Raw genomic sequence first — 18,109 nt, 5'->3', positions numbered from 1 at the left:
CATCTTGATCTGTATTGCTGATGGTCATGGACGAACAAGGATGATTAAATAATAAATACTTAAAGAAAAAACCCGCTCTTAAGAGCGGGTTTTTACGATTCAATCATTTTTTAGAAACGATACCCTACGCCTAAGTAAGTAATGATAGGATCAATATCGATCTTGGTCGTTGCATGAATTAATTGTTCACCCGTCGTTTGGTTAATCACATCAATCTTGGTTTTATTATTTAACTTTGCATAAGACACCGAAGCAACCGTAAACCAACTTGGGTTGAAGTCATAAGTAAATCCAAGTGTGACAATTGGAGCAATCGCATCATCCGCATCGACATCGACCACCATTTTTCCTGATGATTCTTTACCATCGAGTGCTGCACCCGCATTATTATCTTTAATGTTTTGAATCATATGACCTGCAGCAATTAAGTCAGATTCAATTCCTTTATTGAGTTCAATATCATTAAAATAAGCATACATGATCCCTGCACCCACATAAGGTCTAAACTTATTTACACCCGACTGACCAAATTGGTACTGTGCCTGAAATACCGGCGTCCAAGCTCTTGCACTCGCCGCTTTACCATAAGATGATAGATCCGTAATGGGTACTGCGTAATCTAGTGGTAAACCATCTGGGAATAACATACCGCCCAGACCACCTGGCTCTGCAAGACCAGATAATGGCGCGGTAATCATACCCTTACCTTTAATGTCCACCTTAGGTGGGATACCGCCAATTACTTGCAAAGAAACATTATCATTAATATGGTAGTTAAATGTTAAACCTAAAGTATCGACATCTTCTGCTTCAAGCCCCGTGCCTTCAGCTGACCAATTATCTAGTCCATTGATCGTTGCGATCCCTGCAATCTCTGACTTGATGTTGCCATCCTTATCTTTAATTAATCCTCCCAAAGGGCCATTCACAAGGTCGGTTAAAGTGTCCTTAAGATTCGCAGAATTACTCCCTTCATTATAAATTGCATTCGGATCAATCGCTTTTAGAAAACCTTCAGCACTAATTGTGCCTACTTTAGCCTGTGTGCCATTTGCCACAGCGGTATTAATATTAAAAGGATTCGCCTTACCTTGCGGCATCACATGCATCCAACCCGCAGATACAGAAAAACGTTTAAAGTTACCATCTGCAAATGTAAATTGTGTAAGCCCAAGTAAAACAACAGGTGTGACAATTTTTATCAATTTCATATGCTAACTCCTTGTCTTGCATATTTTTTTAATTAAATCCTAAAAACATTCTTTGTTCTTATATTTAAAAGTTATGTAATTAGTATAATTTTTTATAGTTATATTATGTTTTTATATATTGTTATTTGTAAATTTTTGCACTATTTTAATGCAAAAAAGGCCTGTACTTATCAATACAGGCCAATGTGATTTTCTTATTGAAATTTAACGATATTGTGGTTGGTAACCTAGGTACGCTTCGATCTGGTCATAGCACCATTGGAAAATAAATGTGTAGACTAAAATACACATGGTCATACTAAAATCGAGCAAAATCGCCTGCCATAAGGTCATATGCATGGCATAAGCCACCATTGGGATGGTTGCAAGCATTAAACCGCCCTCAAATCCAATTGCATGTAAAACACGTACACCAAAGGTTCTTTTTAACTTTCTTTTTGCTTCAAATTTTTCAAAATAATGATTAAAAATCATGTTCCAAATCACAGAAGTGACCGCCATTGCAATACCGAGCGTACCTGTCACCTCCATCGGAACTTTAAAAATAAAACTTAAAGCAATAGCAATGATCACCAATAGGATGATCTCATAGCTTAGCGCATGAATAATCCTTCTCTTGGAAATCGTCATTTTGAAACACTCTATCATTTGTAAAAATCACATTTTATTTTTATATTATTGATTAATCGAGTTAGGTTCTTTCAATATTATTGAAAGGTTGTATTCCTTTATTTTTTATATGCACATGAATATTAATCAAGAACAACTGATGATTTTTAAAACAGTCATGGAAACAGGATCATTTTCCGCAGCCGCCAGACAACTCGGCAAAGTGCCATCGGCAGTCAGCATGTCCATTGCGAATTTCGAAATTGATCTCAACCTTAAACTGTTTGAGCGCGTTGGTCGTGAACCTGTGCCCACCGCTCAAGCGCTTAACCTATACGAAAAAACTGAACAATTATTGATAGAAATTAATCAGTGGAAACAGCATGCAATTGCACTGAGTCATGGTTTAGAGTCTTCACTGAATATCGTGGTGGTATCAGAGCTACTACATACGCAGTGGACCGACTATATCTCTTTGCTAGAAACTCATTTTCCATCTTTGCAAATCAATATTTTTTCTGCGCCTCAAGAAGATGCCCAAAAGATGCTATTACAAGGTCAAGCACAGCTTGCTCTAATGTTTGAACGTGAACAGCTTGAGAGTTATGAACAATTTGTCGAATTGAAGCGTGAAGCATTGGTTCCTGTTGCTGCGACAAAACATGCCCTGTCGAAATTTAAGCAAGTCAGTTTTGAGCAAATTTTGCAAAGCCGGCAAATCGTGGTTGCAAGTCGTGATAAAAGCATCAAACCAGAGTTGTTATTTTCCAAACACAGTTGGCGTACAGATAATCACCACTCTGCCTGTTCTATGATTATTCAAGGTCTGGGTTGGGGTGTGCTTCCCCTCGAGATGTTTAATGAAAATCCGACGCTCAAAGATCAACTCAAAATCTTAAGCTTTCAAGATTTCACAGCCAAATTTGAATATTTCGTCGACTTAGTCTGGAACCGTGAAAAACCTCTCGGCTCGGCTGCTCATTTTTTGATTAATCACATCCGAAATTCACGAAAAACTACGATTTAGACTGTCTAATTGGGCGTTTTTTGGTTGGGTTCTAAACAGATTGTGTTATAAAAGTATGTACACCAAGAACATTAAGAACTAGATTTCAAATGACTCAAAATGCGTTAAACCAATTAAAAAGCCTAACAACGATTGTTGCTGACAGCAGTGATTTAGCTGCGATTAATACATTCCGTCCATTGGATGCGACCACAAATCCATCTTTAATTACAGCAGCGGCAAATCAACCTGAAAATAAAGAACTGATTGAAAGTGCTTTTGAACAAGCGCGTAAAGAAGGTTATCAAAATGATGAGCTGGTTGAGCGCACCATCGATATTCTTACGGTCAAATTTGGTGTAGAAATTTTAAAATTGATCGAAGGACGTGTCTCTACAGAAGTCGATGCAGCCTTGTCCTATGATACTGATGCCACCATTGCAAAAGCTAAAGAGTTATTGGCTTTATATGCACAGTATGGTATCGATCAAAACCGTATCTTAATTAAAATTGCCTCAACGTGGGAAGGCATTCAAGCCGCTAAAGCCCTTGAAGCTGAAGGCATTCACTGTAATCTGACTCTGTTGTTTGGTTTGCATCAAGCTCAAGCCTGTGCAGATGCTCAAGTCACGCTGATTTCGCCATTTGTTGGTCGTATTTTAGATTGGTACAAAAAAGCTGAAAATGTGGATAGCTACCCGATTGAGAAAGATCCGGGCGTGTTATCAGTGAAGCAGATTTACCACTACTATAAACAACATGACATCAAAACTGAAATTATGGGTGCTAGCTTCCGTAGTATTGATCAAGTGCTTGGTTTAGCAGGTTGTGATTTATTGACGGTTTCACCGAATTTATTGGCAGAACTGGAAAAAGATCAGCGTACCGTGGAAGTGCAATTGTCTAATCATCATGCGCATGCACACTGTCAACACGATGTACAAGTGCTCGACAAGCAAACTTTCAAAGCTGAAGTTGAAAAAGACTTAATGTCTTTCCAACTATTACAAGGCGGTATTGATGGCTTTATTAAAGCCCGTGAGCAATTAAGTAGCTTACTGCGTCAAACTTTTGGCTTAGATGCTGAAATAAAAGCATAAATTAGAAATTTTCAGTTTCATCTAGAACCGAAGTTGTATACTACAGCTTCGGTTTTTTATTTGAGTGTCTTCAGTGTTTGGAATCACAGACTTAACGACCTTTATTATTGGTACGATATTAATTGTGATTTTACCCGGGCCAAATTCACTTTATGTCATGTCTGTTGCTTCTCGCTATGGCATTAAGGTCGGCTATTTAGGCGCTTTTGGTGTCTATACTGGCGATTTGATCTTAATCTTACTCACCGCTCTGGGGGCTGCATCCTTACTTCACGCCTTCCCTTGGTTATTCTTATTATTAAAAATTGTCGGTGCGCTGTATTTAAGTTATCTAGGTATCAAACTTTTCAAGGCTGCCTACCAAACATGGAATGCCGTTCAAATGCCAGAACAACTCGACACCAAGCAACTGAGTTTGAATGAATTGAAACCGTTTAAGACTGCATTAACCATCAGTATTTTAAACCCTAAAGCCATTCTTTTTTACTTATCGTTCTTTGTGCAATTCGTTGATCCTACGTATCCATATCCTGCGATTACATTTACCGTACTCGCGATCGTATTGCAAATTATCAGTATGAGCTATTTAACGATTTTGATCTTTTCGGGTGCAAAACTGGCTACCTATTTTAGCCATCGCTATAAATTTACGGCATGCTGCGTGGCAGCGGTAGGTCTTCTATTTTGTGGATTTGGTCTAAAACTTGCGACATCTACGTTGTAAATGACATGTGAGACATAGTTCAATTTTTTTAATTATAAAAATTTACAATGCTTTTAAATTTTGAATGGATGAAACATCCACAATCTAGGTTGTCGGTTCGTACTATTAAAGTGCCGTTTGTTAAAGTGTCATTTGTGAATAAATAAAGTATTTCCATAATATCTCGATGAGCACTTTTACTGTACAGGACTTGAGCGTATCATCCTGAAAAATGTCATCTTAAATCTGCGCCAACAATAATCATAGCTCGTTCATTATGCAAAAACTACTCCAAGACTTCTCCATTCCAGCTGCTTTTGCAGGTTTTATTACGTTCTTAGTCGGGATCAGTGTCTCGGCTGTTTTGGTGATCCAATCTGCACAAATGCTCGGTGCCAACACTGCAGAAATAACCTCTTGGTTTTGGGCTCTAGGTTTGGGTATCGGCTTAAGCGGGCTGATTCTGTCTTGGAAATTTAAATATCCCGTTGCGACTTCATGGTCCACTGCAGGACTGGCACTGATTTTAGCGACTGCGAATGGTTACAGCATGAATGCCGCCCTAGGTGCTTTCTTGGTCTGTGGCCTATTGACAGCAGTACTCGGATTTTTAGGCATTTTTGAAAAAATACTGCGCTATATCCCGCAAAGTCTCACCAGTGCAATGTTGGCGGGCGTACTTCTAAAATTTGGTATTGAGCTATTTGTCAGTTTACAAAATGAATGGGCATTCGTTCTGGGTTTACTCGCGGCTTATGTCATCAGTAAACGGCTGTTACCACGTTATAGCATTGTCATTACAGTAATCATTGGCATTATGCTTTGTCCATTATTACTTGGCTTTCAATTACCGGCGCTTAATTTAGAACTCGCACAGCCTGTTTGGGTTACACCTGAATTTTCGATCTCAGCAATACTGGGTTTAGCGCTACCACTCTTTGTAATCAATATGGCCTCTCAGTATTTACCGGGTTTAGCCATGATTAAAAGTTATGGTTATCAACCCCACGTCAATCAACTGATCGGTTGGACTGGGACAGCCCAAACGCTACTCGCGCCATTTGGATGTTTTAGTGTCAATATTGCTGCGATTAGTGCGGCAATCAGTCTAGATGACCAAGCCCACCCCGATGAGAAAAAGCGCTATATCGCAGGTATGACCTGTGGCGTCTTTTATATTTTGATGGGCCTGTTTGCAGCCACTTTGGTGAGTTTCTTAACCGCTTTCCCATTGGTGTTTATTACCGCTTTAGCAGGCATTGCCCTACTCGGCACCATTGGACACAACATCGTCATTGCTTTCCAAGAAGCGAGTGAACGTGACGCCGCTCTACTCACCTTCTTGTTTAGTGCATCGGGCGTACAGTTTTTTGGGATTGGTTCCGCGTTTTGGGGGTTGGTCTTTGGTTTAGTCGTGCATGCTATTTTCAAATATAAGAGAAATTAAGCCCTCAGTTAAATAATTTGCTTCAAATAAAAGAATGATACGCGGTAACGTCATCCGCAAGTGTTTGAGATAGGACTATTTCTAATCAAAAATGTTTTTGCGGTACTTTGAATAATTAGACACTAGTGAACAAGTTTTGCGGTGAGGAGCAATGCTCCGCAAGATGGTTTCCTTACGTAGCACGCTTCTCATTTTGCCGAATGAGAAACAACATTTCAAGAGTACCTCCAGCCGAAGGCTAATCCCTTTATTCAATCCCTAGATGTAAGACTCTGTCGAATAGACTTAAAAATCATTTTAAAAATGCGTAATTAATTTTACGTATGTAAAATCAGTTATTTAATCTATTTCGCTCGATACGTTCTGGCGATCAGTTCTTGTTTTAATAATTGGGTTTCGCTTTCGTCTTCCACTTCTGTAAAAGCGGTGAGCCAAATACCATCGGCTGCATAACGTACAATTTTCAGTTCTATATTTGAATCGGTCTGATGATGTCGCTCTAAACGTGAGTTCATCCATTCGATCCAATATTCATTAAAAGTTTTATCAGTCAGCATGGTCATCGAAATCGCGGACCAAGACTGTTGCAAACCCATGATTTGTTTTTCTAAAGTAATTTCAATATAGGCTCGGGTAAAGCGACCGTACGGCTCAGGGTCTTCGTCAATTAAACGGTCAACGACTTCGTCTAATTGAGCCAAAAGCATGACGATCATGGACTCTAAGAGCTTTTGTTTGTTTGAAAAATGATGAAATACACCGCCTTTTGTGACCCCAACTAAATCCGCAACGGCTTGAATCGACACCCCGTTGACACCTTTATCTGCAGCAAGACGGATTGCATGCTGCAAAATACTTTGGCGTATCAGTTGAGGTTCTTTCTTGCGCTGATGCGGATTATCCATATTAATGTCCAGCAGAAGTTGAAAACAGGTTAATTACGACCACACCTGAAACAATCAGGCCTATCCCTAACATGGCTGGGAGGTCTAAACTTTGACGAAAGATAAAGTAGCCAATTAGTGCAGTTAAAACAATACCAACACCCGCCCAAATGGCATAAGCAATACCAAGTGGTATGACTTTAATCACCTGCGACAATAAATAAAATGCCAAACAGAATAAAACTGCGACAGCCAATGAAGGCGCAAGTTTGGTAAACCCTTCTGACTTCACCAAAAATGTCGAACCAATTACTTCTGAGATAATCGCCAATGACAGTAAGCCATAAGCTAAAGTGACCGAATTCATTAATCATTCCAAAATAAACATACCAACTGGTAGGTATGTTATTAAGGTAGAGATTATTCTGCAAGCATTTTAAGCCTATTTTTAATTTTTAACGGACTGTACGTGTTGTTGCAAAAATTCTAAAGTGCGATCAAAGGTCTGCTGACTGGCCTTTTTACTCATCATAAATTGATATTCATGTACCAAAAATTCTTTCGAATCTGGATAAAAAACCGCTGTCACAGATACATTATTTGCCAACAATTTTTCTACAAAAGGCTCAGATTGCGTTTTGGTTAAAAAATCTTTATTGCCACCGCTGATAAATACAGGCGGATATTTTGAATTAATATTTGAGGCCGTTGAAATACGCGTTAAAAACTCGGCATCATCTTTTTTGTCTCCGGTATACGCCTGAACTAAGTTATAGACGCCCCACTCGATCAGTCCAATCTCTGCGGGTGCAGTATTTACAAAGCTGTTTAAATCATAAATACCACAATGTAAAATCAGCCCTTTAAGCTGTGAAGGCTTTAATACAGGTTGAATCTTTGACGCTTGTGCAAAATCTGGATTCGTAACCAAGGCGGCATAATGACTGGCCATATTTGCACCGGCAGAATCCCCTGCCAAATACATATTTTGAGAATCAATGCCATATTGTGCCGCATGTAGATTCAAAAACGTCAGTGCTGCATCTATTTGGTTGAGCTGTGTGGGATAAATGGCTTCAGGTGCAAACTGATATTGAACAGAAACCACATTATAGCCTTGGGCTGCGAGCCGTTTAAAATATCCACCTGCATGCTCTTTTGAACCTGAGACCCAACCGCCCCCATGGATCCAAACAATCGTTGGTCTTGGTGCAATCGCCATACTAGTTTCAGGTTGATAGATATCCAAGTTTAAATTTGGATTTTGTAGATATTGAATATTTGACTGCACAATAACATTGTCAGGAGCATGTAGGTTGATGAAGGTCTTTTGAACTTGTGTCGATAAGTTAAAAGCACCTGCAATCACTTTGGTACTGCTTTGCGTGTTTTGACAACCAGACAAATGCAACACTGAACACATGCTAAGTACAACCAACCCTGCTTTATATGACATATCAAACTATCCAATCGCATCAATTTTGTTATAAATCTTAGATTTAAAACTGTATATAGTTTAGGCTTATTTTCATAAAGTTCAAATTGATCTTTTAAGCTCAAAATCCGAGAAAATTGGTCGATTTTATTTTAATATTTTTTGAGCAAAGTCCGAGTTTTTTGCTCAGATTTATTTGACGGCTTATCGACATTAATTTATGTAATTTTATGAATTTACAATATTTTTTTGATTAATAAATTGAACCATGCACGACAATGTGTTATCAATAATCTATAGGGTTTAAAAGCAAAATTACAGGAGATTGTTCCATGTCATATCAAAACATTTTAGTACCTGTCGATGGTTCAGAAATCTCGTTTTCTGCAGTTAAAAAAGCTGCAATTATTGCCAAGGCGTTTAACAGCCAACTCACTTTAATCAGCCTTGTTGCTGAAGACCCATTTACCGATGCAGACTTCTATTATTCTTCATCAATCATGAAAGAATATTTCGTACAAGCTTATGCAAATGCTGAATCTGCTTTGAAAGAAGCTGTGCAAATTACAACTGAAGTGGGTGTAGAAGCACAAAGTAAAATCATTAAAGGCCAAGTTTCTGCTGAAGGTGTGGTAGAAGCTGCCAATGAAGTCAAAGCCGATTTGATTGTGATGGGTTCACATGGTCGTAAAGGCTTTAAGAAAATGCTACTCGGCAGCTTCGCACAAGATGTACTCAGTAATACTGAATTACCTGTGTTGGTTGTAAAAGCTTAAGATGACCAAGCCCACATCATGTGGGCTTTTTTGTATTCAGCACACCCTTCACCCATAGGCTTACCCTTTTGTCTAATTCATACAATATCGTGAATAGAGCAAGATTAGATTGATAACATTTAAAATATTAAGGAAGCAGATATGAGTCAATATCAACAAATTTTAGTCCCTGTGGATGAATCTCCAATTTCATATTCTGCTGTTGAACATGCCCTCAGCTTGGCTAAAAGTCAAAATGCACAAGTGACCATTGTCAGTGTTGTTGCTGTTGATCCATTCGTTGGTGTCGATTTCTATGCTGTGGCACCTGCAATCACTGAATATTTTATGCAAGCTGAAAAAAGTGCTCAGCTGCGTTTAGAAGATATCAAACAAACCTTTGTACGTGATGGTATCGAAGTTAAAACCCGTTTGATACATGGTGTATCGCCAACCGAAGGGATTTTACAAGTGGCTGATGAAATCTCTGCGGATTTAATCATCATGGGTTCACATGGACGCACAGGTTTGAAAAAAGCCATGCTAGGCAGCGTGGCACAAAATATTTTAACGCAGTGCCCAATTCCTGTTTTGATCATCAAGCAATAAACTAAGATTCAAAGAAAAGCCCTCAATTGAGGGCTTTTCTTCTTTTAGATCAATTAAACACGTTATTTAAATACACAATTCGTTCTGTAGTTTTCTGATTAAAACATTTGGTATATTGCAACTCTTGATTTTGCGTATTCATCGCATCATCCCAGTATTGTGAATGCTTTTGATAAGTCTCTTTTTCACTTTCATTTAATGAATAAACACTTTTTTGTGCAAGCACTTTACAGTCGATATCACGCTTTTCAAACCAGTCTGCTTGATCTTGCTGTAACTGCGCCTTTTGTTCATCACTAAAACGATCCCAAGTCTGATTGAGACGATCCACCACTTTGGCATTATCCTGATCTAGCTCTTTTTTTCGAATATCCATTGCCTTTTGTGCAAGGCTCATTTGTTGAGATTGACTCTCCATCCCTTGCTGATAGGATTCTTCGTTTCGCTTATTTTGAGCACTATATGCCGCATATAGCACCGCATGACGTGTCACTGTTACAACGCTATCAATTACGTCATTTTGACTTGGGACACTTAAACTTAAACCATCTTTGTCCGTTTTAGTGATGCTATAGCTAAAGTTCCCTTTAAGCTGATCATTGTCCATGCTCAAGCCTGACTCACCATCTTCGAGTGAATCATTCAAAGTATAATTACCACGTTCTTCACAGCCTTCATCACATGGTCGTTCAGCAAAGGCGTTTTCAGCACGCTTTTGTAATCCTTTCGGGAAAACCACCAACAATTGACTGCTACATTCCAATGTTTTGGCTTTATTAGGGTCTTCAGTTAAAGTCGTGACATTTTGAATGTTAAATTTTAGATTTTTTACAATCAGATCCATGAGTTGCTGATCGGCTTCATAATCTGACTGACGTATTTCTTTGTTTAATTCTTTGAGATATTCTTTTTTTAAATGATCTTGCAATTGGTCAATATTGGCTTGTGCAGTACAACTCCAATCTTCCAAAGCAGGCGCTTCCGTTTTGGCCTCAGCATCTTTTTTATTTTTAAAATTATCACAGCCATATATCAATGCCGCAGACAACATGAGGCTCGTGATGACTATTTTTTTCATTGTATAAGTACCATTATGATTTTATTCTTCGGGCGTATTTTACTCAAAATTACAGCGCTTTGACGAGAAAAATCCCCGCATGTGCAGGGATTTTTTATATATCATCTCATTTAGTACGGTTTTAATTGGTCTTTTCAGTTACGCCTTCGCTGGTGACATCTCGTACTTTACCATTCTCGGTATTTAAAACTTCAAACTCAATACGACGGTTTTTGAATTGACCTTCTTTGGTGCTGTTATCCGCTACGGGTTTTTCTTGACCATAACCCACCGCTTGAAGCTGTGCAGGATCAACGCCTTTCGACACCAAATAATCCACCACAGCTTGTGCACGCTCTTGCGATAAAGCTTTATTCGCTTCCGCATTACCCACAGCGTCGGTATGACCTTGTACAGTCAGATGTACCTGTGTAGCGCGCTGCAGCAATGCTGCCGCCTGATCCAAAATCGATTTATTCACGTCAGGAATATCAGATGAACCTGTCGCAAAATTAATAATTTGTAAGTTCAGCGCAGTCGCAACATCTAGCGCACGAACTTGCTCAGGGTTAATGCTCGCTAATGCTTTTTGTGCATCAGTAATACTGTTATCTACTGCTGTTTGTTCGCTCACGCCTTCTTGAACCAATACCGTCATATTTTTTGCTAAAGGCTTAATTTGATTGGCAAGGTTTTGAGCATCCGCAGGATTTTGCGACAAAATCGATAACTGATTTTCAGTCCAGGTTAAAGTGGTATTTGGTACACCTTTAAGTTTTTGCAGAACCGTTGGAATGGTATCTTGATCAATAAATTGAGTATGGTAACTGGCATCAGATGAAGCACCACAACCCGTATTAAAGTTAAAGATCTGTTTGACTTGTTGCTGCAAAATTTCAAGATAATTTGAATCACCAGTTTGAATTTGACAGTTGGTTAACTGCCCATCTGTACCGGTGCTAAATTGCAAATGTGCTGGCTGAGATGCAGCAGGCTGTGCAACCGTTGTTGCAGAGGTGGTTGGTTCTTCTTTATTAGTACAAGACTTAAACCAAAATGCGATCAGACCCAATAATATAAGCAGCGCAATAATTGGCAATAACCAATTCGAGCGTTTTTCTTCAACGATAACAGGTGTTGGTTCAACAACAGGCGCTTGGTGTAATGTACGGCCAGCTGCAGTGTTTACCCCTAAACCTGCGAGTAAAGGCACTGCCCATTGTGGTAGTGCCGCCAAAATGCTATCTGCATGATTATCAAGTAAATGCGTGATTGCGACGGGATCAGATGAACCCGCTTCATTTTCAAGTGCCCCTAAAGTTGGAGCTATAGAGTGGTTTAAGGTTTGCTCTATTTCTGACGTTGGGGCCGTACCGCCACCGAGATGTTGCAAAAATTGATCTTTTAATGTGGGATTTGCTGCAAATATATCACTAATACGAGGGTTTAACTGTTTTTGAAAGGTATCAATAAATTCAGGTTTGGATCGAAAAATATTTAACAGGAATGGAATAAACTGGCTAATGGCTGAATTTTTTTCAGTTAAGTGTTGTGTATCACCGTCCAGCACAATCGAGGAGACGTGCTGCTTAATCAGCGCTAATAAGTCTATATTCATATTTGTACTCCATGCGGTTGTCATTATTTTCATGTGTACTTTAGTTTATATGCTTATTTTTTGATCAAATGTAATAATTTGTTCGGACTTGTCAGCGCGTTAATTTCTTTTCTATTTTCAATCTATTAATTTCAATCCTCATAAAAAAAGCCAGCCGAAGCTGACTTTTAGATATCAAATTAAAATGCTAAGACTCAACATTTTCCATATTGAGCTTCAGCTTAAACGGCATAAAAAGCTTGAAGCACTTTACCTTTAACGGTGTGCTGAATTAATGGTGTGTTCTTACCATTTGACACAATCGTGTCTTTATTGATGGTCCACTCAAGCTCTGGATCAACAAGCACCCAACCCGCTTCATCTGCCCAACGTTGTTGCATATTGGCTACTTTAGCAGGTGCGAGTGTGACTTTTTCAACCCATTCCAGTGGGCTTAATAGGCCTTCTTGAATCAGTTGAATACCAAAAGGCACATAAGTATCAAATGCGGTAAAACCGGGCTGTGTTTCAGCAAAAGGCGCCATTTTCGCAGAGCTGCTCAGTGGCTCATGATGCGTACAAATCGCGTCAATCACACCGTCTTTTACCGCTTGGCGGAGCAAGTCTCTATCTTGCTCAGAACGCAGCGGCGGACGCACATGCGCAAGTGAATTAAAGCCGTCGATCAACTGATCAGTTAAATGTAATTGGTGCATGGCTACATCGCAAGTGACCGGTAAGCCTTTTGCTTTGGCATGTTTAATCAATTCAACAGATGCGCCTGATGACAACAGACCAAAGTGCGCACGCACTTTAGTAGCTTCAATCATCAGTAAATATTTTGCAATGGCTACGGTTTCCGCTAATGCAGGGATCATCGGTAAACCTTGACGAGATGCAACAAAGCCTTCATGCACACAGCCATCTTTGGCAATCTGCGGTTCTTCGGCATAGAACACAACGGTCATGTTCAGACCCGCTGCATATTCCAAAGTACGAATCACCACATCATCGTCCATAAATGGCGCATTAGCATTCGATACCGCAGTACAGCCACCTTTTTTCAAACCCGCCATATTCGCAGGTTGCTTGCCTAACAAGCCTTGAGTTTGCGCGCCAATCACCTGCAGATAAATGCCACCATCAATCATGGCTTTTTCTACCAGGCCATGAATCAATGCACCATTGTCTTGCACAATCGGTTTAGAGTCAGGCGGCGTAAACACATGCAAAATACCATTCGCACGCGCAGCCTTACCTTCTGACTTTAAAGTGCCGTGTTGCTGCTGACCCGGCTCTCGTAAACGCGCGCAAAGGTCAACCATACTTGGCATCAGCCATTTGCCTTGACCATCAATGGTTTCAGCGGCATTGCTTTCGGCAACCAATCGGCCATTTTCAATATAAACTGTCTGTACGCTGTCAGTTTGATTGATTGGATCTAAGACACGTACATTTTCAACTTTAACAATACTCATGACTATCCCTTAAACCGCAATCGCTTCAATTAAACCTTTTTCTTGCAACTGACCTTGCATTGCCAAAGCCAGTACCGCCATACGCACCGCAATACCATTAGTCACCTGATGTAAAATCACCGACTGAGTGCCATCGGCAATACTTGAGTCAATTTCAACACCACGGTTCATTGGTCCCGGATGCATCACGATGCAGTCAGGTTTAGCCAAAGCCAGACGCTCTTTATTCAAACCATACATTTTGTAGAATTCGGCTTGAGATGACAGCGCAGGAGAATCAATACGTTCATTTTGAATACGTAAAGTAATAATCACGTCGCAGTCTTGAATGCCGGCTTCCATGTTGTTGAACAGACGAATGCCTTCGCCATAATCATCAAAACCGTACGGCAGCAAAGTATTTGGCGCAATCACACGAATATCTTTACAGCCTAATGTTTGCAATGCAGCGACATCTGAACGTGCAACACGTGAATGCTTAATATCGCCAATGATGGCAATGGAAATGTCTTCAAAATTCTTTTTGGTTTCACGGCGAATCGTCAGCATATCCAACATGGCTTGCGTAGGATGCGCATGACGGCCATCGCCTGCATTGATGATTGCCACATGCGGACAAACATCTTTGGCAATAAAGTGCGGCGCGCCTGACGATGAATGACGAACCACAAAAATGTCGGTCGCCATCGCTTCTAAATTCCACAAGGTATCACGCAGTGTCTCGCCTTTTGATGTACTTGAACGTGCAATATCAATGTTCAATACGTTTGCAGACAGACGTTTTGCTGCCGCTTCAAAAGTGGTACGGGTACGTGTTGAATTTTCAAAAAACAGGTTCATCACCGTACGACCTTCTAAAAGGTTGTTGGTAATTAGCTGATTTTGGTCATTAAAAAAGGACTGTGCAGTGTCCAATATTTTTGTGAGAGTTTCTTTAGAAAGGCCTTCGATGGTGAGGAAATGTTTTAAGTTACCATCTTGGTTGAGTTGAATCTGGCTCGGTGTATGCAATGCCGCCAAGTGCATGAGAGATTCCTTATCGTTAAGTTAATGCATTATACAGAGAATCTTGGCAAATGGCAGTTGAAGTTTTCAACGTTCAATGCAAACGCATGATGTTATTCAGAATGAATTTTCAAATTCCTATCTATCATTTCAATTAGATAAATTAAACGTTTTAAATTAAACTTCACCTTTCCCCTTTCAAAAAGCCTTCAAACAGGACTTCTATCTGTCCTTATTTTTGATTGATTTGAATACTTTCAAACAGATAAAGTTCAGCTATAAACAGCCGCCTTCTGCGCAGTTCAACAACTCTTGAAATAAGGAAGTTGGTTTATACATCAGGCTGTGCGCAGCAAGAAAAATATACCTACTGCTCACAGCAGGATTGAATTAACGCAATGCGCCGATATAACGATGTGCAACCTGTGCTTTATAGATATCTTCCGCAGTCGGTTCGCTCATTAAAATTTCTGCTGTTTCAGATTGAACTGAGCTAACTATTGGTTCTTCTGGTGCTGAAACTGCAACTTCATGCAAATTCAACTCACTATATAAACGTGCAACTAAACGAGATAATTCAGGATCAGCCGTTTCCAAAGCCAAGTTAGAAACAAAGCGTGCATATTCGACATTTTCAACTACATATAATGCGTCAATAACCCGACCTGACACACGACGTAAACGCGCATAGATTAAGGTTGCGATTGAAAATGCGTTTGATTGACTATTGATTGCCAGCCCTGTCATAAATACCCCTAATGATATCAATATTATAAAGATCGAATTTTGATCAGTGTTATAGCAATTTTTGTACCATTAAGTGATATTTCTCACAATGTACACAGAATAAATTTGATAAAGTCATTCAAATCTACCGATATTTCTCCCGTTTCAGCGCAATATCGTCCGCCCAAATCCACGAAAATACGTTAAAATATGCGATTGCTTTTTTGCCTTTGGAAATTTACATGAATTCGAAACCGCGTCTTTCTACATATTGGGTTACCTGTGCAGATGGACTGGAAACCTTACTCCGCGAGGAAATTGAAGGTTTAGGTGTTCAAAATATTGAACAGTTCCCGGGTCGTCTTGTATTCAAAGGCACACTTGAAGATGCGTACCGTATTTGCATGTGGTCACGTTTGGCTTCACGTGTACTCACCCCCATTCATACACATGAATTAGAGTTCACACATGATGCACGTGATGTAGCGGAAGAGCTCTATGAAGGTGCAATAAACTTTGACTGGTCACTTATTTTTGCACCACAAAGTACATTTGCCGTTCGTTTACATATTGAACGTGACATCAAAGTCAATTCTCAGTTCGCAACTTTACGTGTCAAAGATGGTGTGGTCGATTCCTTTATGGAAGCTGTGGGCAAACGTCCAAGCATTGACATTAAGCAACCTGAAATTACGTTGTATGTATTAGCTGGCAAAACTGAACATACTTATTGCTTAGATTTATCAGGTGATTCTCTGCATAAACGCGGCTACCGTCGCTACATGACAGATGCGCCGATTAAAGAAAATCTAGCGGCTGCCATCTTACAGAAAGCAAAACTTAAACAGCATCAACCCGATATTATTTTGGACCCAATGTGTGGTTCAGGGACATTTATCATTGAATCATTAATGATTTTGACTGACCGCTCGCCAGGCCTTGTTCGTCGTTTTGGTTTTAATGGTTGGAATGGTCATGACCATGAACTTTGGATGTCAATTAAAGGCGAAGCGGCTGAGCGTCATAAAGCTGCACTTGAAAACCCTCTCCCACAATTCTATGCATTTGATGCAGACTGGGAAGCGGTAAAAGCGACCAAACAAAATATTATTGCTGCAGGTTTCGAATCTGTACTTGATCAAATTAAAATTGAAGAACGTACACTTGCAGACTGGCCAGATTTCCAAGCAACAGGTAAGAAATGCTTTGTTGTCACTAATCCTCCATACGGCGAGCGTTTAGGTGATAAAGCCTCTAACCGCGCACTATATTTAGGTCTATCGGCATTATTACAAAAGAACTTCCCAAAGCAGCCTGCTGCAATTATTGCAGCACAAGTTGAACAGGCCGATGTCCTTGCCTTTAATGATCCACAAATTTTGCGTTTGATGAATGGTAAGCTACCAATTTACGTCCGTTTTGGTACAGTCAAACCTGCGGCAGTTCAAAAGCCTTTCCTAGAGCATTGGGAACCGCAACAATTTGAAAAAATTGAAGGTGCAGAAGACTTTACTAACCGTCTGCAAAAAAACATGCAGAATCTTAAAAAATGGGCAGTCAAAGAAAATATTTTCTGCCTACGTTTATATGATGCCGATTTGCCTGACTTTAATGTCGCGGTAGATTTGTATGGTGATCGTTTACACGTACAAGAATATGCACCACCGAAAAAAATTGACCCTGAAAAAGCCAAAAAACGCTTTAACTTAGCACTTCAAGCGATTCGTGCAGTGACAGGCTTAGGTCGTGATGCGATTTTCATTAAAACACGTGCGCGCCAAGAAGGTAAAAATCAGTACACCAAACAAAGTACTGCGTCTAAACGTTTTATCGTTCAAGAAGGCAAAGCTAAGATTTTGGTGAACTTAACAGATTACCTCGATACAGGTTTGTTCCTTGACCATCGTCAAATGCGTCTACGCATTGCCAAAGAAGCCAAAGGCAAACACTTCCTAAACTTATACAGCTATACCTCTACAGCGAGCTTACATGCGGCGCTTGGCGGTGCAGCAAGTACGACCAGTGTTGATTTGTCAAATACCTACCTAAACTGGTCTAAAGAGAACTTTGTACTGAATGGTTTGACTGTAGATCATGCAGATGAACAACATCAGTTCTTCTCTAGCGACTGTTTTGAATGGTTAAAAGAAGGTCACGAGCAATATGACCTGATCTTTATTGACCCACCAACATTCTCAAACTCTAAAAAGTTCTATGGTACGTTTGATGTCCAACGCGACCATATGTCTTTACTGAAACGTGCCATGAACCGTTTAACCACTGACGGTACGCTTTACTTCTCAAACAACTACCGAGGTTTTGAGATGGATGATGTGATCATGGCAATGTTTGACGTTGAAGAAATCAGCAATGAAACCATTGGCCTAGACTTTAAACGTAATACTAAAATTCACCGTGCATGGAAAATCACTCATCCACAAATCTAAGGTTTGACTTTAGAAATTCCTGATCTATGAAATGAAGCAC

At 39.8% G+C, this 18,109-nt stretch carries 17 protein-coding genes; 7 read left to right on the top strand and 10 right to left on the bottom strand.

What is annotated here, in order from left to right; all coding sequences use genetic code 11:
* Positions 1–110 precede the first annotated feature (110 nt).
* Together FTV50_RS03250 and aceI are read right to left on the bottom strand one after the other, a co-directional pair.
* Positions 111–1,211 (bottom strand): OmpW family protein, encoded by a 1,101-nt coding sequence (locus tag FTV50_RS03250; protein ID WP_180023488.1) that lies wholly within the window; start codon positions 1,209–1,211, stop codon positions 111–113.
* Positions 1,212–1,415: 204 nt separating this feature from the next.
* Positions 1,416–1,841, bottom strand: a complete 426-nt coding sequence (aceI, locus tag FTV50_RS03245) for a chlorhexidine efflux PACE transporter AceI (protein ID WP_078191799.1) — start codon at positions 1,839–1,841, stop codon at positions 1,416–1,418.
* Between the two features lie 115 nt (positions 1,842–1,956).
* Here aceI and FTV50_RS03240 point away from each other — a divergent pair, with 115 nt between their 5' ends.
* The 4 genes from FTV50_RS03240 to FTV50_RS03225 all read left to right on the top strand — a co-directional run bounded on the left by FTV50_RS03240 (position 1,957) and on the right by FTV50_RS03225 (position 6,076).
* On the top strand, positions 1,957–2,847 hold the full coding sequence (locus tag FTV50_RS03240) for a LysR family transcriptional regulator (RefSeq protein WP_180023487.1): 891 nt from the start codon (positions 1,957–1,959) through the stop codon (positions 2,845–2,847).
* An 89-nt stretch (positions 2,848–2,936) separates the two neighbouring features.
* Positions 2,937–3,926 (top strand): transaldolase, encoded by a 990-nt coding sequence (tal, locus tag FTV50_RS03235; RefSeq protein ID WP_078191801.1) that lies wholly within the window; start codon positions 2,937–2,939, stop codon positions 3,924–3,926.
* Positions 3,927–3,999: 73 nt separating this feature from the next.
* On the top strand, positions 4,000–4,650 hold the full coding sequence (leuE, locus tag FTV50_RS03230) for a leucine efflux protein LeuE (RefSeq protein WP_180023486.1): 651 nt from the start codon (positions 4,000–4,002) through the stop codon (positions 4,648–4,650).
* A gap of 256 nt (positions 4,651–4,906) precedes the next feature.
* On the top strand, positions 4,907–6,076 hold the full coding sequence (locus tag FTV50_RS03225; protein ID WP_180023485.1) for a benzoate/H(+) symporter BenE family transporter: 1,170 nt from the start codon (positions 4,907–4,909) through the stop codon (positions 6,074–6,076).
* 344 nt (positions 6,077–6,420) lie between these two features.
* Here FTV50_RS03225 and FTV50_RS03220 read toward each other — a convergent pair whose 3' ends face one another.
* The 3 genes from FTV50_RS03220 to FTV50_RS03210 all read right to left on the bottom strand — a co-directional run bounded on the left by FTV50_RS03220 (position 6,421) and on the right by FTV50_RS03210 (position 8,416).
* Positions 6,421–6,981 (bottom strand): TetR/AcrR family transcriptional regulator, encoded by a 561-nt coding sequence (locus FTV50_RS03220; RefSeq protein ID WP_180023484.1) that lies wholly within the window; start codon positions 6,979–6,981, stop codon positions 6,421–6,423.
* A gap of 1 nt (position 6,982) precedes the next feature.
* Complete coding sequence (locus FTV50_RS03215) at positions 6,983–7,327, bottom strand: SMR family transporter (RefSeq protein WP_078188613.1); 345 nt, start codon at positions 7,325–7,327, stop codon at positions 6,983–6,985.
* Between the two features lie 81 nt (positions 7,328–7,408).
* Positions 7,409–8,416, bottom strand: a complete 1,008-nt coding sequence (locus tag FTV50_RS03210) for an alpha/beta hydrolase (RefSeq protein WP_180023483.1) — start codon at positions 8,414–8,416, stop codon at positions 7,409–7,411.
* A gap of 311 nt (positions 8,417–8,727) precedes the next feature.
* Between FTV50_RS03210 and FTV50_RS03205 the strand changes: the two genes are divergently transcribed.
* Together FTV50_RS03205 and FTV50_RS03200 are read left to right on the top strand one after the other, a co-directional pair.
* Positions 8,728–9,171: a universal stress protein gene (locus FTV50_RS03205; RefSeq protein ID WP_078191806.1), complete on the top strand. Its 444-nt coding sequence runs from the start codon at positions 8,728–8,730 to the stop codon at positions 9,169–9,171.
* Positions 9,172–9,312: 141 nt separating this feature from the next.
* Complete coding sequence (locus tag FTV50_RS03200; RefSeq protein ID WP_078188616.1) at positions 9,313–9,759, top strand: universal stress protein; 447 nt, start codon at positions 9,313–9,315, stop codon at positions 9,757–9,759.
* Between the two features lie 49 nt (positions 9,760–9,808).
* Here FTV50_RS03200 and FTV50_RS03195 read toward each other — a convergent pair whose 3' ends face one another.
* The 5 genes from FTV50_RS03195 to FTV50_RS03175 form a co-directional block, all read right to left on the bottom strand.
* On the bottom strand, positions 9,809–10,837 hold the full coding sequence (locus FTV50_RS03195; protein WP_180023482.1) for a DUF1311 domain-containing protein: 1,029 nt from the start codon (positions 10,835–10,837) through the stop codon (positions 9,809–9,811).
* 121 nt (positions 10,838–10,958) lie between these two features.
* Positions 10,959–12,434 carry an OmpA family protein gene (locus FTV50_RS03190; protein WP_180023481.1) on the bottom strand — a complete coding sequence of 492 codons (1,476 nt, stop codon included), beginning with the start codon at positions 12,432–12,434 and terminating at the stop codon, positions 10,959–10,961.
* A gap of 221 nt (positions 12,435–12,655) precedes the next feature.
* Positions 12,656–13,891, bottom strand: a complete 1,236-nt coding sequence (locus FTV50_RS03185; RefSeq protein ID WP_180023480.1) for a dihydroorotase — start codon at positions 13,889–13,891, stop codon at positions 12,656–12,658.
* 9 nt (positions 13,892–13,900) lie between these two features.
* Positions 13,901–14,917: an aspartate carbamoyltransferase catalytic subunit gene (locus FTV50_RS03180; protein ID WP_180023479.1), complete on the bottom strand. Its 1,017-nt coding sequence runs from the start codon at positions 14,915–14,917 to the stop codon at positions 13,901–13,903.
* A 369-nt stretch (positions 14,918–15,286) separates the two neighbouring features.
* Positions 15,287–15,643 (bottom strand): hypothetical protein, encoded by a 357-nt coding sequence (locus FTV50_RS03175; RefSeq protein WP_180023478.1) that lies wholly within the window; start codon positions 15,641–15,643, stop codon positions 15,287–15,289.
* 221 nt (positions 15,644–15,864) lie between these two features.
* On the opposite strand from FTV50_RS03175, the gene rlmKL reads away from it, so the two are divergent.
* A complete protein-coding gene (gene rlmKL, locus FTV50_RS03170) occupies positions 15,865–18,069 on the top strand; it encodes a bifunctional 23S rRNA (guanine(2069)-N(7))-methyltransferase RlmK/23S rRNA (guanine(2445)-N(2))-methyltransferase RlmL (RefSeq protein ID WP_180023477.1) in 2,205 nt (734 codons plus the stop codon).
* Positions 18,070–18,109 lie beyond the last annotated feature (40 nt).

This window comes from Acinetobacter sp. YH1901134 (assembly GCF_013416965.1).
GTDB classification, from domain to species: Bacteria; Pseudomonadota; Gammaproteobacteria; order Pseudomonadales; family Moraxellaceae; genus Acinetobacter; species Acinetobacter amyesii.
Note: the sequence above shows the minus strand (reverse complement) of the source record. Positions and strands in the feature narration are given on the sequence as shown.

Excerpts from the sequence above, each read along its gene's own strand:
- FTV50_RS03250 (WP_180023488.1), bottom strand. The coding sequence starts at position 1,211 with ATGAAATTGATAAAAATTGTCACACCTGTTGTTTTACTTGGGCTTACA.
- aceI (WP_078191799.1), bottom strand. The coding sequence starts at position 1,841 with ATGACGATTTCCAAGAGAAGGATTATTCATGCGCTAAGCTATGAGATC.
- FTV50_RS03240 (WP_180023487.1), top strand. The coding sequence starts at position 1,957 with ATGAATATTAATCAAGAACAACTGATGATTTTTAAAACAGTCATGGAA.
- tal (WP_078191801.1), top strand. The coding sequence starts at position 2,937 with ATGACTCAAAATGCGTTAAACCAATTAAAAAGCCTAACAACGATTGTT.
- FTV50_RS03225 (WP_180023485.1), top strand. The coding sequence starts at position 4,907 with ATGCAAAAACTACTCCAAGACTTCTCCATTCCAGCTGCTTTTGCAGGT.
- FTV50_RS03220 (WP_180023484.1), bottom strand. The coding sequence starts at position 6,981 with ATGGATAATCCGCATCAGCGCAAGAAAGAACCTCAACTGATACGCCAA.
- FTV50_RS03215 (WP_078188613.1), bottom strand. The coding sequence starts at position 7,327 with ATGAATTCGGTCACTTTAGCTTATGGCTTACTGTCATTGGCGATTATC.
- FTV50_RS03210 (WP_180023483.1), bottom strand. The coding sequence starts at position 8,416 with ATGTCATATAAAGCAGGGTTGGTTGTACTTAGCATGTGTTCAGTGTTG.
- FTV50_RS03205 (WP_078191806.1), top strand. The coding sequence starts at position 8,728 with ATGTCATATCAAAACATTTTAGTACCTGTCGATGGTTCAGAAATCTCG.
- FTV50_RS03200 (WP_078188616.1), top strand. The coding sequence starts at position 9,313 with ATGAGTCAATATCAACAAATTTTAGTCCCTGTGGATGAATCTCCAATT.
- FTV50_RS03195 (WP_180023482.1), bottom strand. The coding sequence starts at position 10,837 with ATGAAAAAAATAGTCATCACGAGCCTCATGTTGTCTGCGGCATTGATA.
- FTV50_RS03190 (WP_180023481.1), bottom strand. The coding sequence starts at position 12,434 with ATGAATATAGACTTATTAGCGCTGATTAAGCAGCACGTCTCCTCGATT.
- FTV50_RS03185 (WP_180023480.1), bottom strand. The coding sequence starts at position 13,891 with ATGAGTATTGTTAAAGTTGAAAATGTACGTGTCTTAGATCCAATCAAT.
- FTV50_RS03180 (WP_180023479.1), bottom strand. The coding sequence starts at position 14,917 with ATGCACTTGGCGGCATTGCATACACCGAGCCAGATTCAACTCAACCAA.
- FTV50_RS03175 (WP_180023478.1), bottom strand. The coding sequence starts at position 15,643 with ATGACAGGGCTGGCAATCAATAGTCAATCAAACGCATTTTCAATCGCA.
- rlmKL (WP_180023477.1), top strand. The coding sequence starts at position 15,865 with ATGAATTCGAAACCGCGTCTTTCTACATATTGGGTTACCTGTGCAGAT.